The sequence below is a fragment of the Acidimicrobiales bacterium genome, from assembly GCA_036378675.1.
Lineage (GTDB): Bacteria > Actinomycetota > Acidimicrobiia > Acidimicrobiales > Palsa-688 > DASUWA01.
Window position 1 is genome coordinate 63,889 of sequence record DASUWA010000032.1, and the last position, 22,594, is coordinate 86,482.

Annotated in this window: 19 protein-coding genes, 1 tRNA gene and 1 riboswitch; of the genes, 10 read left to right on the plus strand and 10 right to left on the minus strand. The window is 62.8% G+C overall.

The window, feature by feature from the left end; genetic code table 11:
• Positions 1–3: 3 nt before the first annotated feature.
• Entirely contained in the window at positions 4–1,488 is a 1,485-nt protein-coding gene (gene glpK, locus VFZ97_11645; protein HEX6394088.1) for a glycerol kinase GlpK, read from the minus strand.
• 515 nt (positions 1,489–2,003) lie between these two features.
• Here glpK and VFZ97_11650 point away from each other — a divergent pair.
• On the plus strand, positions 2,004–6,575 hold the full coding sequence (locus VFZ97_11650; GenBank protein HEX6394089.1) for a vitamin B12-dependent ribonucleotide reductase: 4,572 nt from the start codon (positions 2,004–2,006) through the stop codon (positions 6,573–6,575).
• 3 nt (positions 6,576–6,578) lie between these two features.
• Here VFZ97_11650 and VFZ97_11655 read toward each other — a convergent pair whose 3' ends face one another.
• Both VFZ97_11655 and VFZ97_11660 read right to left on the minus strand, forming a co-directional pair.
• Positions 6,579–6,953 (minus strand): limonene-1,2-epoxide hydrolase family protein, encoded by a 375-nt coding sequence (locus VFZ97_11655; GenBank protein HEX6394090.1) that lies wholly within the window; start codon positions 6,951–6,953, stop codon positions 6,579–6,581.
• A gap of 6 nt (positions 6,954–6,959) precedes the next feature.
• The gene (locus VFZ97_11660) at positions 6,960–7,511 is read right to left on the minus strand and encodes a flavin reductase family protein (GenBank protein HEX6394091.1); all 552 of its coding nucleotides are present in this window, start codon (positions 7,509–7,511) and stop codon (positions 6,960–6,962) included.
• Positions 7,512–7,650: 139 nt separating this feature from the next.
• Between VFZ97_11660 and VFZ97_11665 the strand changes: the two genes are divergently transcribed.
• The gene (locus tag VFZ97_11665) at positions 7,651–8,112 is read left to right on the plus strand and encodes a GNAT family N-acetyltransferase (protein ID HEX6394092.1); all 462 of its coding nucleotides are present in this window, start codon (positions 7,651–7,653) and stop codon (positions 8,110–8,112) included.
• A 12-nt stretch (positions 8,113–8,124) separates the two neighbouring features.
• Here the strand turns inward: VFZ97_11665 and VFZ97_11670 are convergent, their stop codons facing one another.
• The 5 genes from VFZ97_11670 to VFZ97_11690 form a co-directional block, all read right to left on the minus strand.
• Positions 8,125–9,600 (minus strand): diguanylate cyclase, encoded by a 1,476-nt coding sequence (locus VFZ97_11670; GenBank protein HEX6394093.1) that lies wholly within the window; start codon positions 9,598–9,600, stop codon positions 8,125–8,127.
• A 127-nt stretch (positions 9,601–9,727) separates the two neighbouring features.
• On the minus strand, positions 9,728–10,933 hold the full coding sequence (locus VFZ97_11675; protein HEX6394094.1) for a hypothetical protein: 1,206 nt from the start codon (positions 10,931–10,933) through the stop codon (positions 9,728–9,730).
• Positions 10,934–11,389: 456 nt separating this feature from the next.
• A complete protein-coding gene (locus tag VFZ97_11680) occupies positions 11,390–12,760 on the minus strand; it encodes a pyridoxal-dependent decarboxylase (protein HEX6394095.1) in 1,371 nt (456 codons plus the stop codon).
• On the minus strand, positions 12,757–14,016 hold the full coding sequence (locus VFZ97_11685; GenBank protein ID HEX6394096.1) for a cytochrome P450: 1,260 nt from the start codon (positions 14,014–14,016) through the stop codon (positions 12,757–12,759). Before VFZ97_11685 ends, VFZ97_11680 begins: the two co-directional genes overlap by 4 nt.
• A 16-nt stretch (positions 14,017–14,032) precedes the next feature.
• Complete coding sequence (locus VFZ97_11690; GenBank protein ID HEX6394097.1) at positions 14,033–15,007, minus strand: hypothetical protein; 975 nt, start codon at positions 15,005–15,007, stop codon at positions 14,033–14,035.
• A gap of 63 nt (positions 15,008–15,070) precedes the next feature.
• Between VFZ97_11690 and VFZ97_11695 the strand changes: the two genes are divergently transcribed.
• Genes VFZ97_11695 through msrB form a run of 3 tightly spaced genes read left to right on the plus strand, consistent with a single transcriptional unit; the run spans position 15,071 to position 17,857 of the window.
• Positions 15,071–15,580 (plus strand): VOC family protein, encoded by a 510-nt coding sequence (locus VFZ97_11695; protein HEX6394098.1) that lies wholly within the window; start codon positions 15,071–15,073, stop codon positions 15,578–15,580.
• Between the two features lie 30 nt (positions 15,581–15,610).
• The gene (locus VFZ97_11700; protein HEX6394099.1) at positions 15,611–17,443 is read left to right on the plus strand and encodes a carboxyl transferase domain-containing protein; all 1,833 of its coding nucleotides are present in this window, start codon (positions 15,611–15,613) and stop codon (positions 17,441–17,443) included.
• Between the two features lie 15 nt (positions 17,444–17,458).
• Positions 17,459–17,857, plus strand: coding sequence for a peptide-methionine (R)-S-oxide reductase MsrB (msrB, locus tag VFZ97_11705; GenBank protein HEX6394100.1), 399 nt, complete (start codon positions 17,459–17,461; stop codon positions 17,855–17,857).
• Here msrB and VFZ97_11710 read toward each other — a convergent pair whose 3' ends face one another.
• Positions 17,858–18,187 (minus strand): hypothetical protein, encoded by a 330-nt coding sequence (locus VFZ97_11710; GenBank protein ID HEX6394101.1) that lies wholly within the window; start codon positions 18,185–18,187, stop codon positions 17,858–17,860. It abuts the gene before it with no gap.
• Between the two features lie 125 nt (positions 18,188–18,312).
• Positions 18,313–18,870, minus strand: a complete 558-nt coding sequence (gene orn / locus VFZ97_11715) for an oligoribonuclease (GenBank protein ID HEX6394102.1) — start codon at positions 18,868–18,870, stop codon at positions 18,313–18,315.
• A 55-nt stretch (positions 18,871–18,925) separates the two neighbouring features.
• Between orn and dut the strand changes: the two genes are divergently transcribed.
• The 5 genes from dut (at position 18,926) to VFZ97_11740 (ending at position 22,081) form a co-directional block, all read left to right on the plus strand.
• A complete protein-coding gene (gene dut, locus VFZ97_11720) occupies positions 18,926–19,360 on the plus strand; it encodes a dUTP diphosphatase (protein ID HEX6394103.1) in 435 nt (144 codons plus the stop codon).
• Positions 19,361–20,221, plus strand: a complete 861-nt coding sequence (locus VFZ97_11725) for a DNA-formamidopyrimidine glycosylase family protein (protein ID HEX6394104.1) — start codon at positions 19,361–19,363, stop codon at positions 20,219–20,221.
• Complete coding sequence (locus tag VFZ97_11730; protein ID HEX6394105.1) at positions 20,218–20,766, plus strand: hypothetical protein; 549 nt, start codon at positions 20,218–20,220, stop codon at positions 20,764–20,766. The genes VFZ97_11725 and VFZ97_11730 overlap by 4 nt, the downstream gene beginning before the upstream one ends.
• A 48-nt stretch (positions 20,767–20,814) precedes the next feature.
• Positions 20,815–20,887, plus strand: a tRNA-Gly gene (locus VFZ97_11735).
• 192 nt (positions 20,888–21,079) lie between these two features.
• Entirely contained in the window at positions 21,080–22,081 is a 1,002-nt protein-coding gene (locus tag VFZ97_11740; protein HEX6394106.1) for a hypothetical protein, read from the plus strand.
• A gap of 422 nt (positions 22,082–22,503) precedes the next feature.
• Positions 22,504–22,587: riboswitch (cyclic di-GMP riboswitch) on the plus strand.
• The last annotated feature ends 7 nt before the right edge of the window (positions 22,588–22,594 follow it).

Consider the following 22,594-nt stretch of genomic DNA (forward strand, 5'->3'; position numbering starts at 1 on the left):
GACTCAATCCCCGGCGCGCGAGCGCGCAACGGCTCGCTTCCAGACCTCGTAAGAAGCATCAGCGACCGGTGCGGCTTCCCCAGGCGTCGCGGTGCGGTCACTGCGCCACATGGCGCCGATCTCGTTCGTCGACGCCCACACCTTTTCGGCCAGCCCGGCGAGCAGCGCGGCCCCCAATGCCGTCGTGTCGCTGACCGCCGACCGAACGACTGGCACACCGAGAAGGTCGGCCTGGAACTGCAGCAGGAAGTCCATGACGGAAGCTCCGCCGTCCACCCGAAGCTCAGATACGGAGGACCCGATCGCTTTGCACATCGAATCGATTACGTCCTTCGTCTGGTAGGCCATGGCCTCGACAGCGGCTCTCGCCACCTGGGCGCGGCCAACCCCGCGCGAGAGGCCGACAAGAGTGCCGCGCGCGTCTGGATCCCACCACGGGCTTCCCAGTCCGGTGAACGCGGGCACCAAGTAGGCACCGCCCGTGTCGGTGACCGATTCCGCGAGGGGGCCGATCTCAGAGGCTTCGGTGATCATCCCGAGCTGGTCTCGGAGCCATTGGATAGCGGCACCGGTAACGAAGATCGATCCTTCGAGCGCGTAGGTGGCGCCTGGATGGATGCCCGTCCATGCGACTGTCGTGAGAAGTCCGTCAACTGGGGGAGGTGCTTCACTCCCGATGTTCATGAGGACGAAGCTCCCGGTCCCGTAGGTGTTCTTGGTCATGCCCGGTTCGAAGCACGCTTGGCCGAAGAGAGCTGCCTGCTGGTCGCCGGCGCACCCACTGATCGGGATGCCTGCCGGGAGGCCTGGAACGACCCCTGCTGCAGTGACTCCGATGCGACCGGACGACGGCACCAGATCGGGCAGCACCGAGGTTGGTACGCCGAACAAGTCGCACAGCTCCTGGTCCCACGCGAGCTTGTTGATGTCGAGGAGAAGGGTGCGCGACGCGTTGGAATGGTCCGTCGCGTGCGCCCCTCCGCCGGTCAGGCGCCAAATGATCCAGCTGTCAACGGTTCCGAAGGCGACGTTCGGACCGGGCTCGACGCCTCCTTCTCGGAACAGCCAGGCGAGTTTCGTCGCCGAGAAGTACGGGTCGAGGACCAGCCCGGTCCTCTCCCGAATGAGGGGCAGATAGCCGGCATCTCGGAGCCTTTCGCATTCCGCCGCGGTCCTGCGGTCTTGCCACACGATGGCGCGGGCTAGCGGGTTTCCCGTCGCCCGGTCCCAGACCACCGTGGTTTCACGCTGGTTGGTGATGCCGATCGCGGTAATGCTGTCGCGGTCTTTGCCGAGCTCGTCGACCAGCTCCGCGATGACCGTTTCAAGGGTCCGCCAGATCTCGCCGGCGTCGTGCTCCACCCATCCCGGTCGCGGAAAGTACTGCGGGAATTCGCGGTAGACGGTGCCTCTCGGAACCCCGTTTTCCCCAACCGCCATCGCCCTGACGCCGGTGGTTCCTGCGTCAATTGTGAGGACCGCTCCCATAGCGCGCCGACGTTACCGGCAACCGGAAGTTGCCAAGTTTGGGCGCGTTATGAAAAGTTCCCCGGCGCGGCCCCCTGTCGAAGGGGCGGGGACGAGAGGGCCGGCGCCAGGGTTATAGACCGCCGAGGGGGCAGCTTCGGCGGCTCTCCAAAAACTGTACCCGCATCCGATTGCGGTTACACGCACTTCCGTCCACTTTTTTCGGAGAACTTCGCGACTGTGGAAAACCCCCAATTAATACAGATGTCTTCCACAGTTTTACCCCTCTTTTGCTCCACAGCGCCAACTACTTAACGTTGGAAGGCAGGTCGCCCGGACGAGGGGGCGGGCCAGAGTGCAAACCTTCGCGAGCGCCCTCTGACCAGCATTTTCGCGGCTTGGAGACCATTGACATCGATGAAACTACGGTGATGTAATCTGTTCCTCATGTTGTGGGCAGCGGTCTGGTATGGGGCCGTCCACCACTACAGGTTGTGGTCGCAGCACCAGGACACTCTCTAGAAGGTAGGTGGGTAATGGCAATCGCCCCGGAACGAATGGGCATCGGCATCCAGAGGCGGTTCACCTCGCCTGGTCAGCATCCCTACGACACGGTCGTCTGGGATCGGCGGGACGCGCGCATCGTGAATTTTGCTACTGGGGCAGTCGCATTCGAGCAACTGGGCGTCGAAGTTCCTTCGACATGGAGCCTCAATGCGACCAACATCCTCGCCCAGAAGTACTTCAGGGGAACTCTCGGCACGCCGGAACGAGAGTGGTCGCTCAAGCAGGTTGTCGACCGGGTCGTCGACACCATCACCGCGTGGGGCCGTAAGGATGGGTACTTCGTCGACGACGCGGAAGCCGAGACGTTTTCCGACGAGCTGAAGTATCTGATCATCCATCAGAAGGCGGCGTTCAACTCGCCCGTCTGGTTCAACATCGGTGTGCATGGAGTACCTCAGCAGGGAAGCGCGTGCCAGCCCTACGGAGCGCTTGTCTGCACGCCGGAGGGTCTCATCCCGATCGGCAAGCTCGTCGAGACCAACGCTGTCGGCACCAAGGTCTACGACGCTCACGGATTGACCAAGATCGTGGCGGTCAAGGCCAACGGTCGTAAGGCCGTCTTGCGGATCCACACCAAAGCCGGCGTCACTCTCGATGTCACCCCCGACCATCTGGTTTGGCGGGCATCGGGCGACGGGACGGGCCGATTTGTGGAGGCCGGAGAGTTGATTCCCGGGGATCAGCTGACCTGGCACCGCACTGGCGAGATAGGCGAGATCTATCCGCTATCGGACGGAGCCGACGTTCAGTTCCTCAAGATCGACAGGATCGAGGAACTCGGCGTTGACGAGGTCTACGACATTCAAACCGAAAGCGGCGAGTACCTCAGCGGCAACCTGCGAGTGCACAACTGTTTCATCCTCGCTGTCGAAGACTCGATGGACTCGATTCTCAACTGGTACACCGAAGAAGGCATCATCTTCAAGGGCGGTTCGGGGGCAGGTGTGAACCTGTCCAAGATCCGTTCTTCGAAGGAAGGTCTCCGGGGTGGAGGAACTGCGTCCGGACCGGTGAGCTTCATGCGGGGCGCCGACGCGTCGGCGGGGACGATCAAGTCGGGCGGAAAAACGAGGCGCGCCGCAAAAATGGTCATACTTAACGCCGATCACCCAGACATCGAGGACTTCATCTGGTGCAAGGCGATCGAGGAGCGCAAGGCGCGTGCGCTGCGTGACGCCGGCTTCGACATGGATCTCGATGGCAAGGACAGTTACTCGATCCAGTACCAGAACGCGAATAACTCCGTCCGCGTCACCGACGAGTTCATGCAAGCCGTTCTGGACGATGCTGATTGGCACCTTCGAGGTATCAGCACCGGTGAAGTTCTCGAGACCGTTAGAGCTCGGGACCTGTTCCGTCAGATTGCGAAGGCGGCGTGGGAGTGTGCGGATCCTGGGATGCAATTCGACACAACGATCAACCGTTGGCACACCGCACCGAATACTGACCGGATCAACGCAAGTAATCCTTGTAGTGAGTACATGCACCTCGACAACTCAGCCTGCAACCTCGCCAGCCTGAATTTGCTCAGTTTCCTTCGGGCCGATGGCACCTTCGATGTCGAGGGATTCAAAGCGGCGACTGAGGTGATATTTACCGCTCAAGAGATCATCGTCGGAAACGCTGATTATCCGACGGAGAAGATCGCGGAGACGTCCAGGCGCTTCCGGCAACTAGGCATCGGATTCGCCAATCTCGGAGCGCTGCTCATGGCACAGGGTCTGCCATACGACTCCGACGGCGGCCGTGCTTGGGCTGGCGCTCTCACTGCCCTCCTCACCGGACATTCCTACGCAACGTCGGCTAGAACTGCCGCACGGATGGGTCCCTTTGCGGGATACCAAGACAATAAAGAGCCGATGCTCAACGTCCTTCGTATGCATCGAGACGGGGCGGCCGGAATCGACGAAGAGTTGGTGCCTCCGGAGCTTCTCTCGGCCGCTCAAGAAGCCTGGGACACTGCCGTCGAGACCGCCGAACAGTACGGGGTTCGCAATTCACAGGCGAGTGTTGTGGCCCCGACTGGCACCATCGCTTTGCTCCTCGATTGTGATACGACTGGCATAGAACCAGACCTCAGTCTCGTGAAGATGAAGAAGCTCGTGGGCGGAGGGACGATGTCAATCGTCAACCAGACTGTTCCCCGAGCATTAAGGCGACTCGGCTACGACGACCAAGAGATCGGCGACATCGTTGCATATGTAGATGAACATAAGTCGATTGTGGGCGCACCACACCTCTCGTCGGACCACCTTCCGGTGTTCGCTTGCTCCATGGGTGACAACACGATCCACTACCGCGGACATATCGGAATGATGGGCGCCGTGCAGCCGTTCATCAGCGGCGCTATATCAAAGTGTGTGGTGGGAGACACCTTGGTGTCCACCGCAGACGGATTGATAAGGATCGAGAGCCTCTACGAGGACGAAACCCCGGATTCTTTCAGGGACGAGATCATCGAAGTCGCGTCTCTGGGTGGCCCAGCCAAGACTGACGCCTTCTACTACGGCGGCGTTCGGCGTGTCCGGAGGATCGAGCTTCGATCCGGCCACCGAGTGACCGGCACTCCGAATCATCGAGTCCTTGTCGCAGGTGAGAACGGACTCGACTGGAAGAGACTGGATGAAATCGATCTTGGTGACCAGGTAGCAGTCAGGTACGGACAAAACATGTGGTCATCGTTACCCGCTCGGTTCGACAATTTTGTCCCGACTCCGGCATATGGTTCTCAGACGCCGGTCCACATTCCATCCGCGATGACGGAGGAGCTCGCGTTTCTCTTAGGCGCTTTCGCTTCGGAGGGACACATCACTCGGTCGGTCTGGACAATCAATATCACCAACTCGGTTGAGTCAGTTCTTACGGAGATAGTTGAATCCTTCAAGAAGGTCTTCGGCGTCGACGCGGTTATTAGGCGCCCAATCGATCGGTGCATGAGTGTTCAGGTCCACTCGAAGGCAATCGTGGAGTTCTTCGAGTACCTCGGTTGCGGAGCGGATGCTGGGACCAAGCGCATTCCTGACGCAGTGCTGCGTTCACCTCGTCAGGTGGTGCTCGCATTCCTCCGAGGACTCGCGCTGGACGCCTACGTCTACACAGGATCAGCAGCAAAATGGGCGATTTGTTTGGATTCATCCCGACTACTCGATGACCTCCAGACCATACTGACGAACCTAAACATCGTTCACAGTCGCATTTCAAAGTACAACCCCACGTACCGCAAGTCATATGACGAGGTCTATGCATCTGGGGCTCAGGCCCAGAAGCTTCTCAGGCTGGTCCCCTTCCCCGAACCAGATAAGGCGGCTCGCGCCCACGCCCTAGCTGGTCGGAAATTCCAGAATCATGCCACCGCCGACGTAGTACCAGGCATAACTCCAAAGGAACTGTATGCCCTCTTACCTCGGGGGCGGTCAGGCAGGTCGGGCCGTGGTTCGGGGGTTCGAGCCCGGCTTGGTCATCTGTGCGATCCACGCACGAAGTTCGTCACTCATCACACCTTGTGTCAGGTAGCGGCTGCGGGAGCAGACCTGCCGGAGTGGCTGTGGAGCGTCCTCGAGGACAACCTGCATTTCAGCCCCGTCGTGGCTGCGGAAGACACGGGCGAGCGTCAGGTGTTCGATATCTCGGTGCCTGTCACCCATGCTTTTGTTGGTAATGGGATCGTCAACCACAACACGGTTAACGTTCCCGAAGAGGTCACGGTCGAGGACCTCGAGCAACTGCACATCGAGGCTTGGCAGCTAGGTCTCAAAGCGATTGCGATTTACCGGGACAACTGCAAGGTTGCGCAGCCGTTGGCGACCGCGAAGAAGACCGTTGCTGATCCGACCGCTTCTCCGGCGGAGGTTCACGATGCTGAGCTGGCGCTCAAGGTTGCAGAGCTCGAGAACGCGCTGCAGCGCCAGACCGTCGTCGTCAAGCAGCCGATCCGCGAGAGGCTGCCGCGGAAGCGGACGTCGTCCACCTTCGCCTTCAGGGTCGCCGACTGCGAGGGCTACGTAACTGTCGGGGAGTACGAGGACGGCCGGCCGGGCGAGGTATTCATCAAGGTCTCGAAGCAGGGGTCAACGCTGTCAGGGATCATGGATGCTTTCTCGATCGCGATCAGCCTCGGGCTCCAGCACGGTGTCCCCTTGGCGACCTTCGTCAAGAAGTACACCAACATGCGCTTCGAGCCCGCAGGTATGACCGACGATCCGGATCTCCGGATTGCCCAGTCGCTGATGGATTACATATTCCGCCGGCTAGCCGTCGACTACCTGCCGTTCGAGGAGAGGGCTGAGCTGGGCGTGCTCACCACGGCTGAACGGACCCAGCAGACGCTGCCGGGCATCGAGGAGACGGTTACTCAGAACCTGAGCCTCGACGCTGGACCAGATATGCAGCCACCAAGGGCATCATCGCCGGCTGACCAGCCGGCCATGCCTGTCAAGGCTGAGTCTGATGCGCCGTACTGCTTCCAATGTGGTGTCCAGATGCAGAGGGCCGGCAGTTGCCACGCCTGCCCGTCCTGCGGGACCACCAGCGGCTGTTCGTAAGACTTACTCCCGCTCGAACTGACCGAGATCGAAATAGTCGCGCCAGGCGGTGATCAGTCCGTCCTGGACCTCGAATATGCCCATGATCGGCAGGGATGACGTCTTCCCAGAGACGGTGAAATGGTCGACGCGCTCTACGACGACCCGTCCACCGTCGGAGACGATGTTGGTTACATCGACACTGACGAATCCTCCCATTTCCATGAAGGATTCGAGTGTCTGACGGATGGCATCGCGACCACGGACAGGGTCCAGGGGGATGTTGTGGTACACGGCGTCGATACTGAAAAACGGCGCCAGTTCCGAGGCGTCCCTCCGTGGCCAGGCGTCGACGAAGGACGCCATGAACTGCTCGACGGTATCGGTCGGCGAGGGCATCCCTGCTTACGGTAGCTGTCTGTTCCTGGACGCCGCGGTGAAGTACCGGCCCCTGTAGTGGATGAGAGGTGCAGGCGGTTCATCGGCAAACTCGAATTCACCGAGCGTTGCTCGGACCAAGAGTGAATATCCCACGTCGACATACGAGGTCAGGGTGGCCTCGGCTCGCGTCCCGACGTCCTCGAGGATGGGACCGTACTCGGATGCAGAGACTCTCAGACCGTCGAATGGACTGACCGGATAGCGAAGGGCGAACTGGTCCGCAGCCCGGGTCTGCTCTGCACCGAGAACGTGAACGACGAACCGTTTGCTGACCTGCACCGCGTCCCAGAACTCCGACAGAGGGGCGATCAACCCCAGGATTGTTGGGGCGTCCCCCTCTGCGACCAGAACCGAGGACACGGTAATCCCGGTCTGGGTCCCGCCTGGTCCGTACGCAGTCCACACGGTGACTGGGGCAGGTAACTGACCGCGCAGTCGTCTGGCGCCATCCTTGGCGTCCGATGGAACGGCATATGGATCGGAACCGATCCGGTGAAATCCATCGTCCAGGCTCACCTATTTACACTATCGCTGTAGTGCAAATCTCGCGTGTCTGACATATGCAATCGCACGTAACTCGGATGCACTGGCTCCACGTCTTGGCCATTCTTGTGATGTGCTCCTACGGCAAGTCGGGATCAATGAACTTGAACGGTTGAAGGACCTACGGCTTCGCGCGCTTCTCGACTCTCCGGGCGCCTTCGGCAGCACCTACGAACTCGAGGTGGTTCGGAGTCCACTGTGCTGGCGACCTTGGGTGGACGAGGGATGCGTATTCGTTGTCGAGGGTGACGATCGATGGCTCGGTTTGGTAGCCGTCTTTCTCGACGGCGAGGACCACTCGATCTGCCATCTGGCTTCGATGTGGACGGATCCGGGCAGTCGAGGCCTCGGCCTCGGAAGAAGACTGCTGGAATCGGGTATCGAATGGGCGCGCGACCGGGGTGCAACCGTCGTGCGCCTGGGCGTTGTGGAGGACAATGCCACAGCCCTCCGCCTGTACCGAGGAGCGGGTTTCGAGCCGACAGGAGCGCGGGAGCCCCTGCATTCTGAACCGTCCAAGACTGTCATCTACATGGAACGAAGCCTCAGGCGCAGCCCTAACCCCATCTGTTGACTATGGCTTGATTCACCCCGCAGACGGCGCGGCCTCCGCTTGGGGAAAGACTTCGTGCTCTCCGGCGATCAGGTATCCGTTTCTGCCCGAGTCCTTGGCGCTATACATGGCCAAGTCGGCGTCGCGGAGCATCGTCTCGACGTCATCGTGACCAGAACGGCTGACCGCGACTCCGACGCTGGCCCCAACAGTAACTGTCAGGTTCCCGATATCTACGGGACGGCTGACTTCGGCCACGATTCGTTCTGCCAGACTACGAACGCATTGAATGTTCTGGACGGTCCCGATGTCCTCCATGACGACGGCGAACTCGTCACCGCCCATACGCGCAACCGTGTCTTCGAGTCTCACGACTTGCGCAAGGCGCCTGCCGATTTCGCGGAGAAGGGCATCCCCGACTTCGTGCCCCTTTGTGTCGTTGACTGTCTTGAACCGGTCGAGGTCCAGGTAAAGGACTGCGACAGCATGGTTCTGTCGCCGCGCTTTCGACAGCGCCTGGTTCAGACGTTCGAGGAGCATTGGCCGGTTGGCGAGCCCGGTCAGGCTGTCGTGGTACGCCTGGTAAGCAAGCTGTTCCTGGAACTTCCGCCGCGCCATCTCGCGCTTATACCCGAGGATGATGATCAATACCGAGGCGATCGCGAGGAGAGCCGTGATGGCGACTTCGACCCGAAGGTTGCTGGCGTGGATCGGTCCAAAGAACTCAGTGGAGGCTTGAATGGTGAAGCCTGACCATCCGCTGACACCAAAAGGTGCGTAGCTGACCAAGGAGCCATTCTGCGTGTAATCCCCGGACAGGCTGCGTTGCAGAGCAAGGACTGCACGAGGTTGACCAATCGATCTCCCGACGTCGGCAGGATCCGTGCTTGCGGCGATCGTTCCGTGGGAGTCGACGACGTATGACTTGCCGGTTTTTCCGTAACGAATCGACTGGACGTAGGTTTCCAGCGCCGACCGATCAAGTCGCACAAAGCCGACGAACAACGCCTTCGTCTGTCCTCCCACCGTCAAAGGGACGGCCATCGCGACGACGGGAATTCGGCCAACTTCCATGACTGAGCTGACGTCCGGCTGACCCGACGTGAGGGATGCCACCATGGGTTGGTAACCCGGGTCGCCAGCCGGAGGGAGGCCGGGACCACTCGTGTACGCGTTGATCGTCTTTCCGTCGAGACTTACCAGGGCTGCGCCATAGTTGAGCAGGACCGCGTGGGTTACAAAGGTCTGAAGCCGGGAGGTGTCGGCGGGGTCCCCGGGGCGAAGCGACCAAGTCCCGGTGGAGGAGTAGTCGAGACCCTCTTTGAGGCTGAACAGCACGTATTGCTTGCCGAGCGAAGCCAGGGTCGCCTGGAGGACCTCTCGATCATGCCGATGCAGGGCTGCGGACTTTGAACCCGCAGATGACGAAAGCGCTACGCCCAGAGCTCCCGTAGCGAGAACCAGGACCACGCTTACCGCGAAGGGGACGACTCGGCGATATCCGGGCACTCGGTTCTGATCGGCCTGACGCAATGATCACTGAAGGACATTTTGTCTACCCGGGGTTGCCCGAAGTTTCCGGGGATCGACAGGGTATGTCGGGCCCGCGTGCGCAGGCCCGAGTGGTCGCGTTTTGCTACGAGCGGGACTGGATCCAGCGCCGGCTCGTGCCCAGGACCAGGCCGCCGGCGAGGACCAGGATGAGCCCGATCGCCGCCAACTCCTCAGACATCGAACCGGTGAAGGCGAGGGCCGAGACAGGGTGCGAGGCGGGCGTCGTGCTCGCCGGGGCGCTCGTCGTGCTGGATCCACCGGGAGTTGAAGCGTGCGCGGGATCGGTAGTCGCCGGGTCGGTCGGCGGCGGGACGTGGCTGGACGTCGGGCCGTTCCCCGGATCCGAGACCGTGGCAGTCTGCAGGACCGGAGCTGTGGTCGGAGAGCTTGTGCCCGGATCAACCGGAACGGTGGTGGTGGGATCGACGGTGGTGGTCGGCGCCACGGTGGTGGTGGGATCGTCGGTGGTGGTCGGCGCCACGGTGGTGGTGGGATCGTCGGTCGTGGCCGGCGCCACGGTTGTGGTCGGATCGACGGTCGTCGTGGGTGCGACGGTCGTCGTGGGTGCGACGGTGGTGGTCGGGTCGACGGTGGTGGTCGGGTCGACGGTGGTGGTCGGCGAATCCGATGCACCGAGGACCGGCGGCTTGACGCTGACCGTCGCAACGTTTCCCGAACCCCCAGAGATCACCCACAGGTCGCTCTTCGAGCTGTTCAGCTGGCCACTCGGCTGGTTCAGAACCGTGAGGGCCCAAGTGCAGACGATGTTCCCGTTCGAGTCAGCGGTGACTTGGGGAAGGCTGCCGCTGCTGATCGTCGGGGGAGTCTGAGGAAAACTACCCGAGCCCGGCGCGATCACGTAGTGGCTTGTGACGGGGTTCGCCGACCCGGACACACAGCCGAGGACGAGCGTGTAGTTCCCGTAGTAGAAGTTGTGCGACGACAGACCTTCATAGGCATCCTCGAGGGTCAATACCTGGCCGGGCTGAAGACCCGTGTCGGCCAGGTATCCGCTCATTAGGGAGGTGCCCTCTGCCACGTCGCACCCCATCGACGTGTTGATGTTCTGCTGTAGGCCGGAGCCGGTTGGGACGCCGCAAAGGGAGGGGGTGGCGTTGGCGGAAGGAACGAACACGCTGGAGACTGTCAGCAACCCGCCGGTCGCGAGGGTCATGGAACCGACAAGCGAGAGGGCCTTGACGACCGGGAGTCGCCGGCCGCCGAAGGCACCGTGGCGTGCTGCCCGTGAGTGCCGCTTGGCCGTTTGATTGTCTGCCTGGATTGTCATGTCCGGTGACCCTCGCTCGCTTCTTTGGAATGAGTTCGATAAGAACGGTAAAAGTCCCATGACAAGGACAATGAGGGATAAACCCAACGGACACTCAACACCCAAATACGGCTCCGAATTCGTGCCAGAAAGGGCCAAAAAATCGGCCCATAAAGGTACGAACCGTCAAAATTCTCCAGGTGGCTGGGAGGCTCCTGTGTTCTGGCTTTTCTCCGATTCGTTCCTGGATTTCGGGTTCGTTCCCCACTGCATCCACCTGCGGGTTCGTGTCGCACCATCCAGTAGGGCCATAACAACGCCTAGTCCCCCCGAATTGGGGTCCGACAGCGGCCCCGCGTGGCTAAATCGTCGAAAGTTCTGGACGAATACATCTCCACCCCAGCCGAATTGGTGGGGGAGTTGACGTCGGTCTTATGGTGACCCTGAGAGGCTGACTCGGGTCCGCCGGGAGGCCCCTTAGATCGCTCCGATACCACGAGCGCAGCGCACCATCGCCTCGACACTCCTTGTCACGTCTGATTCCGTCGTGGACCACCCCGAAACGCTGATCCTCATCGCCGCGTGTCCGTCCCAGTTGGTCGGCCCGCACCAACAAGTGCCGTCCTGCTGAATCGACCGGATCCATCGGGACGTCAGCTCGTCTGACCGGGCACGAACGACAACCTGGTTGAGGACCACCTCGTTGAGGACCTCGAGCCCAGAGTCACTGAGACCCCGGGCGATGGTCGCCGCGTGGGTGCAGCACCGGTCCACAAGAGCTGCCACGCCGGATCGGCCCAGGGTCCGGAGAACCGCCCAGATTTCGATCTGGCGTGCCCGCTGCGACGACTGGGGGGTGTGGTGCATCGCCTCGTAGCCACCGTCGGGCGGGAGGTAGCCGGCGACAGAGGCGAACGTGCGCCGAAGATCCTCGCCCCTACGGACGAACGCAATCCCCGAGTCGTAGGTCACATTGAGCCACTTGTGGGCGTCGGTGGCCCACGAGTCAGCGTCCGCCAACCCCACGCAGAGCCTGTCGGCCAGGGCCGGCGAAGCCAGCGCCCACAAGCCGAACGCGCCGTCGACGTGAACCCAACCGTCACGCCAGCGGGCCCACCGAACGACCTCTGCGAACGGGTCGAAGGCCCCACCGTTCACCTCGCCGGCCTGAAGGCAGACAATCGCCGGACCATCGATATCCGGTAGGAGCTCCGCACGCAGGCGTCCCGCGTGGTCGGTCGGGACCGTGATCACCCGGCTGCGGCCCAGGCCGACGAATCCAAGTGCTTTCAGCACCGTCGAATGCGCCTGCGCACCGACCACGACCGGAATCTCGGGCGCCCCGAAGAGGCCGGAAGCTTGAACGTCCCAACCCCGACGAGAAAGCAGGTGGTCGCGGGCGGCAGCCAGGCACGAGGCGTTCGCCTCAGTCGCGCCCGTGACGAACGCCGCTTCGGTGCCTTCTGGCAGCCCGAGCAGTTCCACCAGCCACCGCCGGGCAACTGTTGACAAAGAGTCGGCCACAGGAGACATGACCGGCAGCGCTGAGTTCTGGTCCCAGGCCGCACCGATCCAGGAAGCCGCGACGGCTACCGGGAAGGCGCCGCCGATCACGAAGCCGAAGTAGCGACTCCCGGCTGTCGCGACGGTCGCGGGCGACCCAGCTTCGTCAAGCAGAGCAATCGTCTCCGCGGGATCGCTGGGGCGACTCGGCAGCTTTTCGTCGAACCGTCCGAGAGCCTCCAATGCGGCCTGTGCCGGCGCTACGGCCCGGTCGTCGATGTGGTCCAGATAGCGCGCCGCTCTTCGGGCGGCGTCGGCAAGGAGCTGGTCTGAGTCAGCGGTCAAGACTTGAAGGAGTACGCCACGGGGAGGTGCTTGACCCCGGACACGAACGCCGATTCCGACCACTCGGCCTTCCCGGCAGGTTCGATGTGATCGAGTTGTGGTGCCAGCTTCGCAAGCATCGTACGGATCTCCCGGCGCGCGAATTGGCTGCCCAAACAGAAGTGCGCCCCGAGGCCGAAGGATAGGAGCTTGTCCGCGTTGGGGCGGCGGACGTCGAAGGAGTTCGGTTGGTCGAACAGGTCCTCGTCCCGGTTGGCGCTCGGATAGGAAAGCAGCACCCTGCCCCCTCCTGGGATGTTTACGCCACCCACGGCCGAATCTTCGGTGGCGTACCTGAGAAAATGACGAACGGGTGACGTCCACCGGATGCACTCGTCCGCGGCATTCCCCGCAAGCGAGGGGTCGTCAGCGATGAGCTGCAGCTGCGAAGGATCCCGCAGGATTGCTTCCATGCCGCCGGCAAGGGCGAACGACGTCGTGTCGTGGCCCGCGGTCGCCACGATGATGTAGTACCAGAGCCGGTGAGCCTCGTCCATTTCGTGCCCGCCTGGCTTTCCATTGGCGATGACGGTCGCGAGGTCGTCGGTTGGATGGCTGCGCCGTTCGTCGGTGAGCTCGTTGAAGTACTGGATGAACTTCATCACCGACTCGATCAAGCGCGCCTCGGGGTCTGCCGCCTCGCCCATGAACTCGGGATCGGCTGCACCGAACAGCCCCTGGGTCAGCTCGAGCATCAGTGGTTCGTCCGCCTCGGGGACGCCGTAGATGTCCATGATCACTCGAAGGGTGTACGGCTGGGCGATGTCACTGGCGAAGTCGCACCCACCGCCCATTTCGCGCAACTTGCCGATGAAATGGTCGGCGATCGCCTCTATGCGCGGTTGCCGTTGCTTGACCGTCGCAGGTTTGAACCAGTCGTTGGTTACCTGGCGATGCTCGCGATGGTCCTGGCCGTCAAGGTGGATGAGCGTCTTCGGCTCAGGAATTCCCTGGGCGAGCATCCGGTGCCAGTCTTCGTCCGGCCCCAGGACCGAGCGCGTGGTGTTGATCCAGTGGTCGTTGTCGCGGGACACGGCGAACACGTCCGCGTAACGCGTCAGCACCCAGAACGGGGTGAATCCGTCGAGTTCTACATAGAGGACGGGAGTCGACCTCCTTATCTCGGCGACTTGTGCGTGCCAACGGTCCATGTCCGCCCATTCCCCGGGGTAGGCGAACAGCTCCCCCAACTTGCCGGTGCCCATGTCAACTGTCACGAAGCCGAACGTACTCTCAACCTGACGAGAGTGCGAACAAAGGTGAACCGGCAGTCGCGGATCCGATCCGGGCCACTGGACCGTCGGATGCGACGTACGCGTCGACGAAGCCCTCGGTCACCGCCTCGATCCCCGCAAGCCACGCACTCCCGGCTTGCAGCGGGGGAAGGTGTCCTCCACCTTTGATGACGAGCAGGAACTTTGGCGAAGCCCCGTCCTGGTACGTCGTATATCCGTATGAGGGCGGATTGATGTTGTCGGCGTCTCCCTGGGTGACGAGCATCGGCGGGTTGGAGGTGTGGCTCACCCCCGGGAGCTCCTGTACCGACATCGCTACCAGCGCCCGAAACGCCGGCTCGCCCGCGGGAGTTGGTGCGATGCTCGCCGCCAGGGCGCTCTCGGCTCCATCGCTGTGGCCCGCTACGCAGACACGTAGAGGATCGATTCGCGCGGCCACGGCGGATCCCGTTGCCACCAGTGAGTCGGTTACGAAGCGAATGTCGTCGGGCTGGTTGTTGATGTCGTTTTCGTCCAGGTTCGCTCCTGCGATGTCCTGGTCGGTCAGAGGGAACTCTGGCGCGGCGACCACGTACCCGTGGGCGACCCACGCCTGGAGCATCGACTCGTACGGCGCAGGTCCGACCTGATAACCGTGGGCGAAGACGATGAGCGGGGACCGCCGCGAAACCAGTGGGTACCAGACCAACGTGGTCAAGGCACGGGAGTTGCTTACGGTGTGACCGTGGCTCACGGTCGGCCGGCTGGAGTCGACCAGTTGCACAGTCGTCGATCCGACCTGGTACGGCGGACCGGGCGGCAGAGTCGGCTTAGGCGGCGCGCTCGTCGGCGTGGTCGACGAGGTGGACGAGGTCGATGTGGTCGATGGACCAGCCGTAGGGGGCACCGTCACGGCTGGAGGAGTCCCGCGAGACGCGGCAGCCCCGCTGCACGCCGCCGCGCCGACAAGGACGCATACCCCTACTGCCGCCATGGGCCGCACACCTTGAACCTAGACGACTCAAGCAAAGCCCTTGTATCGCCGTACCCTGATGTCATGCCCGTCACCCGCATGAATCACGCCGTCCTGTACGTGCGAGATGTCAAGAAGACCGTCGCCTTCTACAAGGACGTGCTTGACTTCCGGGTCAAGTTCGAGATCCCCGGGCAAGCGGCCTTCCTGCAGGCCCCGGCGAGCCAGAACGACCACGATCTCGGGCTGTTCCAGATCGGCGCGGACGCGCGTCCATCCGAGGCGGGGCGCGGCACCGTCGGCCTCTACCACATCGCCTGGGAGGTCGACACCCTGGACGAACTCGAACGGGCCGCCGGCAAGCTCCGCGACGCTGGCGCTCTGGTGGGTGCGTCCGACCATGGGACCACGAAGGCGCTGTACGCCCACGATCCCGACGGTCTCGAGTTCGAGGTGTGCTGGCTCGTGCCAGCCGACCGGTTGCCTGTTGAGATCGACGCCATCACCAAGCCTCTCGACCTGGCGGCGGAAAAGGCTCGCTATGGAGGCTCGACCAGAGGCGGAGTCGGCGTGTCATTTCCCGCTTTGGTCTGAATCCACCAACCCGGCCATACTGACCCAGCCATGGCCACGCTGACTCCCACTTGCGCGCCGATGGTCGGAACCATCGCTGCAGTGCTCGCGTCGCCAGGGGATCAGGTCGTCGCCGGTCGTCCTGTCGTCGTCATCGAGTCGATGAAGATGGAGCATGAGGTAGTGGCGGCATCGAGTGGCACGGTGCGGGACGTGATCGTGAGCCTCGGCCAAACCGTCGGGGCTGGAGACGAGCTTCTCTTGATCGAAGACGGTGTGGTTGCCGAATCGACGGCGGGCCCTGTCCAGAGTGCCGACCCGACTGCGATCCGTCCCGATCTCCAAGAGGTTCTCGACCGCCGTGCCGCCACGCAGGACGCGGCGAGACCCGACATTGTCGCCAAGCGCCACTCCTATGGGCGGAGAACGGCCAGGGAGAACCTCAACGACCTGTGTGACCCCGGCACATTCGTCGAGTACGGGGGTTTCGCAGTAGCCGCGCAGCGCGCCCGGCGTACCGTTGACGATTTGATCATGAACACCGTCGCGGACGGTTTCATCGGCGGCACCGCGCACATCAACGGCCACCTCTTTTCGGATGAACTTTCGCGCTGCGCAGTCATGTCCTACGACTACATGGTTCTCGCCGGCACTCAGGGATACCAGGGGCACCGGAAGAAGGACCGGCTGTTCGAGCTGGCCGAGCGTTCTCGTCTCCCGGTGGTTCTGTTCGCTGAAGGCGGCGGGGGCCGTCCAGGCGACACCGACGCGCCCGGCGTTTCCGGGCTCGACGTCATGGCGTTCGCACTCTTCGGCAGGCTGAGCGGGCTGGTGCCGATGGTCGGCATCGCTTCCGGGCGCTGCTTCGCGGGCAACGCCGCGCTCCTCGGGTGCTGCGATGTGATCATCGCTACCGAGGATGCGAGCGTCGGCATGGCCGGGCCGGCGATGATCGAAGGCGGAGGGCTCGGCCAGTTCGAGCCCGATGAGGTAGGCCCCGTCAGCGTGCAGTACCCGAACGGCGTGATCGACGTTCTCGTAGAGGACGATGCCGCTTCTGTTAGCGCGGCCAAGCAGTACCTGAGCTACTTCCAAGGGAAAGTTGGCGATTGGGAGGCCGCCGACCAACGCGAACTTCGGGCCGCGATCCCCGAAGACAGGCTGCGCGTCTACGACGTCCGGAGGGTGATCAAGGGGGTGGCGGACATCGGGTCTGTGCTCGAGCTGCGCGGAGGGTGGGCACCTGGAATCGTGACATCGCTGGCCCGCCTCGAAGGCAGGCCCGTCGGTGTCATCGCCAACAATCCCGGGCATCTGGGCGGCGCGATCGACTCTGACGGTGCTGACAAGGCAGCCCGGTTCATGCAGCTGTGCGACGCGCACGATCTTCCGATTGTTTTCCTGTGTGACACCCCGGGGTTCATGGTCGGTCCCGAGGCGGAGAAGACGGCGCAGGTGCGCCACTTCTCCCGAATGTTCGTCGTCGGCGCCAGCCTCACAGTTCCCTTCGCCACTGTCGTGCTCCGAAAGGGCTACGGGCTCGGGGCGCAAGCGATGGCCGGCGGCAGCTTCCACGCCCCGGCGCTGACCGTGGCGTGGCCTACCGGCGAGATCGGAGGGATGGGCCTCGAGGGCGCGGTCAGGCTCGGCTTCCGGAAGGAGCTGGAAGCGGAGGAGGATCCAGGTCAGCGTCAGGCACTGTTCGAGCGGTTGGTTGCCTCTGCATACCGCAACGGCAAAGCCCTCAATGCGGCGACCCACTTCGAGCTGGACGACGTCATCGACCCGGCGGAAACACGCTCCCGACTGATTTCGGTCTTGCGAGCGGCGCCCGTTCCGCCCCATCGTGATGGCAAGAAGAGGCCCTGGATAGACACGTGGTAGCCGTACCCTGGAGGTATGGCACAAGAAGTATCCAAGACTGAAGAAGAGTGGCGAACCCAGTTGAGCCCAGAGCAGTACGAGGTACTGCGTAAGGCAGGAACGGAGCGCCCGTGGTCAGGCAAATACGTCAATAACCACGACGACGGCACCTATGCGTGCGCGGCTTGTGGGGCCGTCCTGTTCGGCTCGTCGACCAAGTTTGACTCAGGGACCGGGTGGCCGAGCTTTTTCGAGCCGGCTGTCGCCGAAGCGGTCGAGGTGATCGAGGACCGCAGTCACGGCATGATCCGCACGGAGGTGCGGTGCCGTCGTTGCGGCAGTCACCTCGGGCACGTCTTCAACGACGGCCCCCAACCGACCGGGCTCCGCTACTGCATGAACTCGCTGGCTCTGGAGTTCGAGCCGAAGAGCTAGTTACTCCTGTTCGAGGATGCGCCGGGTGGCCGCGTTGCGTTCAGCCCACAGTTGCCTGCGTCGCTTCCAGAAAGGTGTCTTCCACACCTTGAAGCCGGCACGCCTTCCGGGCTTTGGCTCGTCCTTCTTCCTCGGTGATGATTTGCGCCCAAGATCGTGAGGGACCTGTGGGCAGAGTAGGTCGGCGTCTTCGAGAAGTTCGTCATCGCCGGCCAGCTCGTGAAGCCGTATTCGTGCTTCGTGGCGTGCTACCCGGGCGGTTCTGCGCCTGTGCCCGGGGGCATCCTCGACGACATGGTTGGCTGGTTCGCTCGCCTGCTCTACGCGCACGAGACCTCCCTGCTATGTCGCCGGCGAGAGTCCCCGCCGGCCCGTAAAAACCATGGTGCCATGGACAGGCCCGAAGCGCTAGGGAGGAATGGCCGGATTTAACAGACTTTCAAAGTTCTGCGTGGCTACTCCGGGTCGCCTTCCTGTTCTGCGGGTTTGAAAACCATCTGTCGGTAGTAGCGCAGCTCGTCGACGCTCTCCCGTATGTCGTCCAGCGCACGGTGGGCACCCTGCTTCTTGGGGGCGTTTGCGTACACGGACGGGTACCAGCGCCTCACCAGCTCCTTGACCGTCGAGACGTCGATCGACCGGTAGTGCAGGTAGGAATCGATCTCAGGGAGCTGGGCTGCGAGGAAACGTCTGTCGGTCCCGATGGAATTCCCGCACAGCGGTACCGTGCTCGGGGTCGAGATGTGCTCGCGGAGGAAGTCCATGGTCAACTTTCCGGCTTCGTCCAGTGTCGTCGTCGACTGCTTGACCGCGTCCAGGAGCCCGCTTCGGGTGTGCATCCCCCGCACCACGTCGTCCATGTGGCCGAGGTCGTCGGCGCTCGCCGCAACGACGATGTCGGGACCCTCGGCGATGATGTTCAGATCGTCGTCGGTGATCAGCGTGGCGATCTCCACGATGGTGTGGACGGACGGGTCCAGCCCCGTCATCTCGAGATCGAGCCACGCCAACATGGCGGGGACGTTACCCAAATACGGTGAGGTGGTCTGTGCTCGGTACCCTCGGAGCGTGGACATACCGATGGTGCTTCTCGACCCCGACCTTCCACCACCCGTCTACGCCCGGACCGGCGACGCCGGCGCCGACCTGGTCGCCCGCACCGGAGCGCTCGTCGAGGCCGGCGGCGGGAGGGCCCTGGTTCCCACTGGTGTCAGGGTCGCCATACCCGAGGGATATGCCGGCTTCGTGCAGCCGCGCAGCGGACTCGCTTTGCGCCACGGGATCACCCTCGCCAACAGCCCGGGCCTCATCGACTCCGGGTACCGCGATGAGTTGGCGGTCATCGTGATCAACACCGATCCGAAGAAAGACTTCGAGATCAACCGCGGCGATCGGATCGCCCAACTGGTCATCCAAAGAGTCGAGCATGCCAGCTTCATTCAGGTCGACGCACTTCCAGAGTCCGACCGGGGTCTCGGCGGCTTCGGGCACACGGGGCTGTAGATGCCCGAGCTTCCTGAGGTAGAGGCGCTCACTCGTTTTCTGGACGAGCGCTGCGCCGGCAAAACGCTCTCGCGGATCGAGGTCGCGGCCCTGTCCGCCTTGAAGACCTACGACCCTCCGATCGAATCACTTCGTGGTTCGAAGATCGAAAGCGTAAGTCGCACAGGGAAGTACCTCCTCTTCGATGTTGCGCCCTCGTGGATGGTGCTTCACCTCGCCCGCGGAGGCTGGGTGCAGTGGCGAGATTCCTTGGCCCCGGCGCGGGCCAAACCGGGCAGGGGCCCGCTCGCCTTGCGTGTCGGCCTCGATGACGGGTCCGGATTCGACGTGACTGAGCAAGGTACCGAGAAACGTTTGGCGGTATGGGTCGTGCGTTCTCCTACGGAGGTCGAGGGCGTGGCGCGTCTCGGTCCCGACCCTCTCGATCCCTCGTTTGACACGGCTGCACTCGGGAAACTGCTCGACGGTCAGCCTGGCAATCTGAAGACGGTCCTCACCGACCAGTCGATCATCGCCGGAGTCGGAAACGCCTACTCCGACGAGGCCCTCCACGCGGCGAAGATGTCACCGTACAAACCGGCGGGGAAGCTGACCGACGCCGAGGTCGCGGTTCTCTATGCAGCTCTCGTCGGGGTCTTGCGCGACGCAGTCGATCGTTCCCTCGGTCTGCCGGCCAGCGGTTTGAAGTCGGAGAAAAAGAGTGGGCTGTCCGTGCACGGGCGCACTGGCCAACCTTGCCCGGTCTGTGGCGACACCGTCAGGGAGGTGTCGTTTTCGAGCAAGTCAATGCAGTACTGCGCTACCTGCCAGACCGGCGGAAAACCATTGGCCGATCGCCGGCTCTCGCGTCTTCTTAAGTGACATCCTCTGGTTCCTCGATCGAGGAGACGGTCCATCGGGGAATCCGGTGGGAGCGCTCCGGCGACGGCTCAATTCGATTCTTCGATCCCGACGGCGAGAAGTGGGTCGACTGGGCGCCGGGTATCGATGCGCCGCCGAGGCCGCCTGATTGGGAGGTTTCTGGTGCTCGGCCTCCCCGTCCCGGATGGCGAACGGCCTGGCGACTCGTCCCGCTGGCTGTCACCGTGCTAGTGGTGGTAATCGCTCTGTTTCAAGTGCTGAGCCCGTCATCGAACGCGGTCAAGAAGGAGGCGGCAGCCACCGCGGCAACGCTCGGAAAGTGCCTCGCCCAGCACGGCACTGAAAACGGTCACCCCCGCTACTCGCCCGACCCAGTCCCATGTTCTTCGCCGTCAGCGGCCGTAAAGGTCGTGCAGGTCGTCCCCTCGAACCCAGGTAGCCCTCTCTGCCCGTCCGGGACCATTGGTTACGAAGAGCTCTATCCGGGGGTTCAGTACCCTCACGTCCTCTGCCTGCAACCTGTTCAGCAGGGCGGCATCAAGTAATCGGCACTGCCGGCGAACTAGGTGTCTCTGCTAGCCTTGCTAGCCGCTGCGGACGTGGCTCAGTTGGTAGAGCACAACCTTGCCAAGGTTGGGGTCGCGGGTTCGAATCCCGTCGTCCGCTCTCACGAAGCACCTGGTCGGGCCCGGCACTGTATCTCGAACGCCGCTTGTGGCTCTCTTTGGTCGTGGCGTTGAGTCCCGGTCCTGAGGGCTCTGGGTGCTGATCGACTGATCTGCCGGTGCACCGGGGCGGGGCTGGGACTTCGCCACGCCGAGCGAGAACGTCATCTGGTGGCATGCCAGGATGTCCGGCGTGCCACGCCTGACCGCTGCTGACGAGCTGTTCGTTCACCAGATCCCCGAACCGCTCCCGAACGTCGCGGTTCACCATGAGCATTGGCGGGAGAGCTACTTCTTTGTCCTCCACCCGCCTTCGGGTGAGGGCGACGTTGTCATCCTCACGATGGCCACCTTCCCAGCAAGGGAGGAGCTGGACTCGCTGCAGCTGGGTCGGGTCGACGGCGAGTTCATATACGCGCGGCACAGCCGGCCGTACGGTGACGACCCCCAGACGACGGTCGCGGGTCCCCTCTCAGTCGAGATCCTCGAGCCGTACCGCGCGGTTCGCCTTCAGGTCGAGGACAGACAAGGAGTTCCCGTCGCGCTCGACCTGACGTTCGAGGCCCGCACCGCCGCGTACGGGCTGCGTCGCGGAACCATGAAGCGGGGGGAGGAGATCATCTGGGACCAATCCCACATGATTCAGTCCGGGAACTTCAATGGCACCTACGCCCGCGATGGAAAGACTCACAGCGTCGAGAACTGGGTCGGCCAGCGCGATCACTCTTGGGGCATTCGCGATCATGCTCGCTGCCCTTTCTGGATGTGGCTGGCGATTCAATTGCCGGACGGGATGCTCGGCGTCTGGCACTGGGAGTACGCGAACGGAGCGCGGGTCTTCACCGACGGATGTTTCGCGCCGGCCGATGGTTCCGACCCGATCCCGGTCGTCGATTTCCGCCACGAGCTCAACTGGACCGATGCCGATGGCAAACCGGTTTCTTACGACCGTGACGGTCTAGAGGTGCGGGGGCTCTCCGGTTCAGTTGAATTCACGCTGGCTGGCGGGACCTCGATCGTCGTCGTCGGAGTAGGAACCTGGGCCATCCCATATGGTCCGGTTGGTGGGGGACAGCACCTTATGAAAGTGCGGACAAACGATGGTCGAACTGGTAGCGCGATCTATGAACTCACGGGTGCTCACCATCATCGCTACTTTCCCGTCGCCCGCGCGGATCGACTCCCGCCTGGCTAAACCGCGCTTCGCGGTTGGTTCATCGTTGTTCCCGTATTGCCGAAACCCACCTCTTTTGTAGTGATTGATACAGCATCTTGATGGTCGCCGAGCCGAATGCTCGGAAGAGGGCGAGAGCTTTGAACCTCAGGCCGCATTTGGTCGCCTGATCTGAGGGGAGCTAGTGGCGAAACCGACGCCTTAGTTAAAGGTCAAGTCGTCGTCACGAAGGGGCAGAAGCCGTTGAAGCACGCCGCTCAAACACGAGCAGCACTCCGCGCCCGCTTCTCTTCCTTGGCGATTACTTGTCCCACCGACGGTGTTGGGGGGTTACCCCCGACCGTCTCCCCCTCAGCCACCCCGCACCGGTGGGTGAGTCCGCTGGGGGATCCAGTCGCAGGCTCTGCGCCTGCTGATTCCAACACAGGACCCCAGCGGTTCCTGGAGAAGGGCGACACGTTGAACCACGGGCCCAATTTGGTCGCCCGGCCCGTGGGGAGTGAGTGGCGAACCCGACGCCCTAGTCGAGTAACC

Bases quoted from the DNA above. Each gene is read 5' to 3' on its own strand.
- msrB (HEX6394100.1), top strand. From the start codon at position 17,459: ATGGCACAAGAAGTATCCAAGACTGAAGAAGAGTGGCGAACCCAGTTG.
- VFZ97_11650 (HEX6394089.1), top strand. From the start codon at position 2,004: ATGGCAATCGCCCCGGAACGAATGGGCATCGGCATCCAGAGGCGGTTC.
- VFZ97_11675 (HEX6394094.1), bottom strand. From the start codon at position 10,933: ATGACAATCCAGGCAGACAATCAAACGGCCAAGCGGCACTCACGGGCA.
- VFZ97_11725 (HEX6394104.1), top strand. From the start codon at position 19,361: ATGCCCGAGCTTCCTGAGGTAGAGGCGCTCACTCGTTTTCTGGACGAG.
- glpK (HEX6394088.1), bottom strand. From the start codon at position 1,488: ATGGGAGCGGTCCTCACAATTGACGCAGGAACCACCGGCGTCAGGGCG.
- orn (HEX6394102.1), bottom strand. From the start codon at position 18,870: ATGTTGGCGTGGCTCGATCTCGAGATGACGGGGCTGGACCCGTCCGTC.
- VFZ97_11700 (HEX6394099.1), top strand. From the start codon at position 15,611: ATGGCCACGCTGACTCCCACTTGCGCGCCGATGGTCGGAACCATCGCT.
- VFZ97_11655 (HEX6394090.1), bottom strand. From the start codon at position 6,953: ATGCCCTCGCCGACCGATACCGTCGAGCAGTTCATGGCGTCCTTCGTC.
- VFZ97_11690 (HEX6394097.1), bottom strand. From the start codon at position 15,007: ATGGCGGCAGTAGGGGTATGCGTCCTTGTCGGCGCGGCGGCGTGCAGC.
- VFZ97_11695 (HEX6394098.1), top strand. From the start codon at position 15,071: ATGCCCGTCACCCGCATGAATCACGCCGTCCTGTACGTGCGAGATGTC.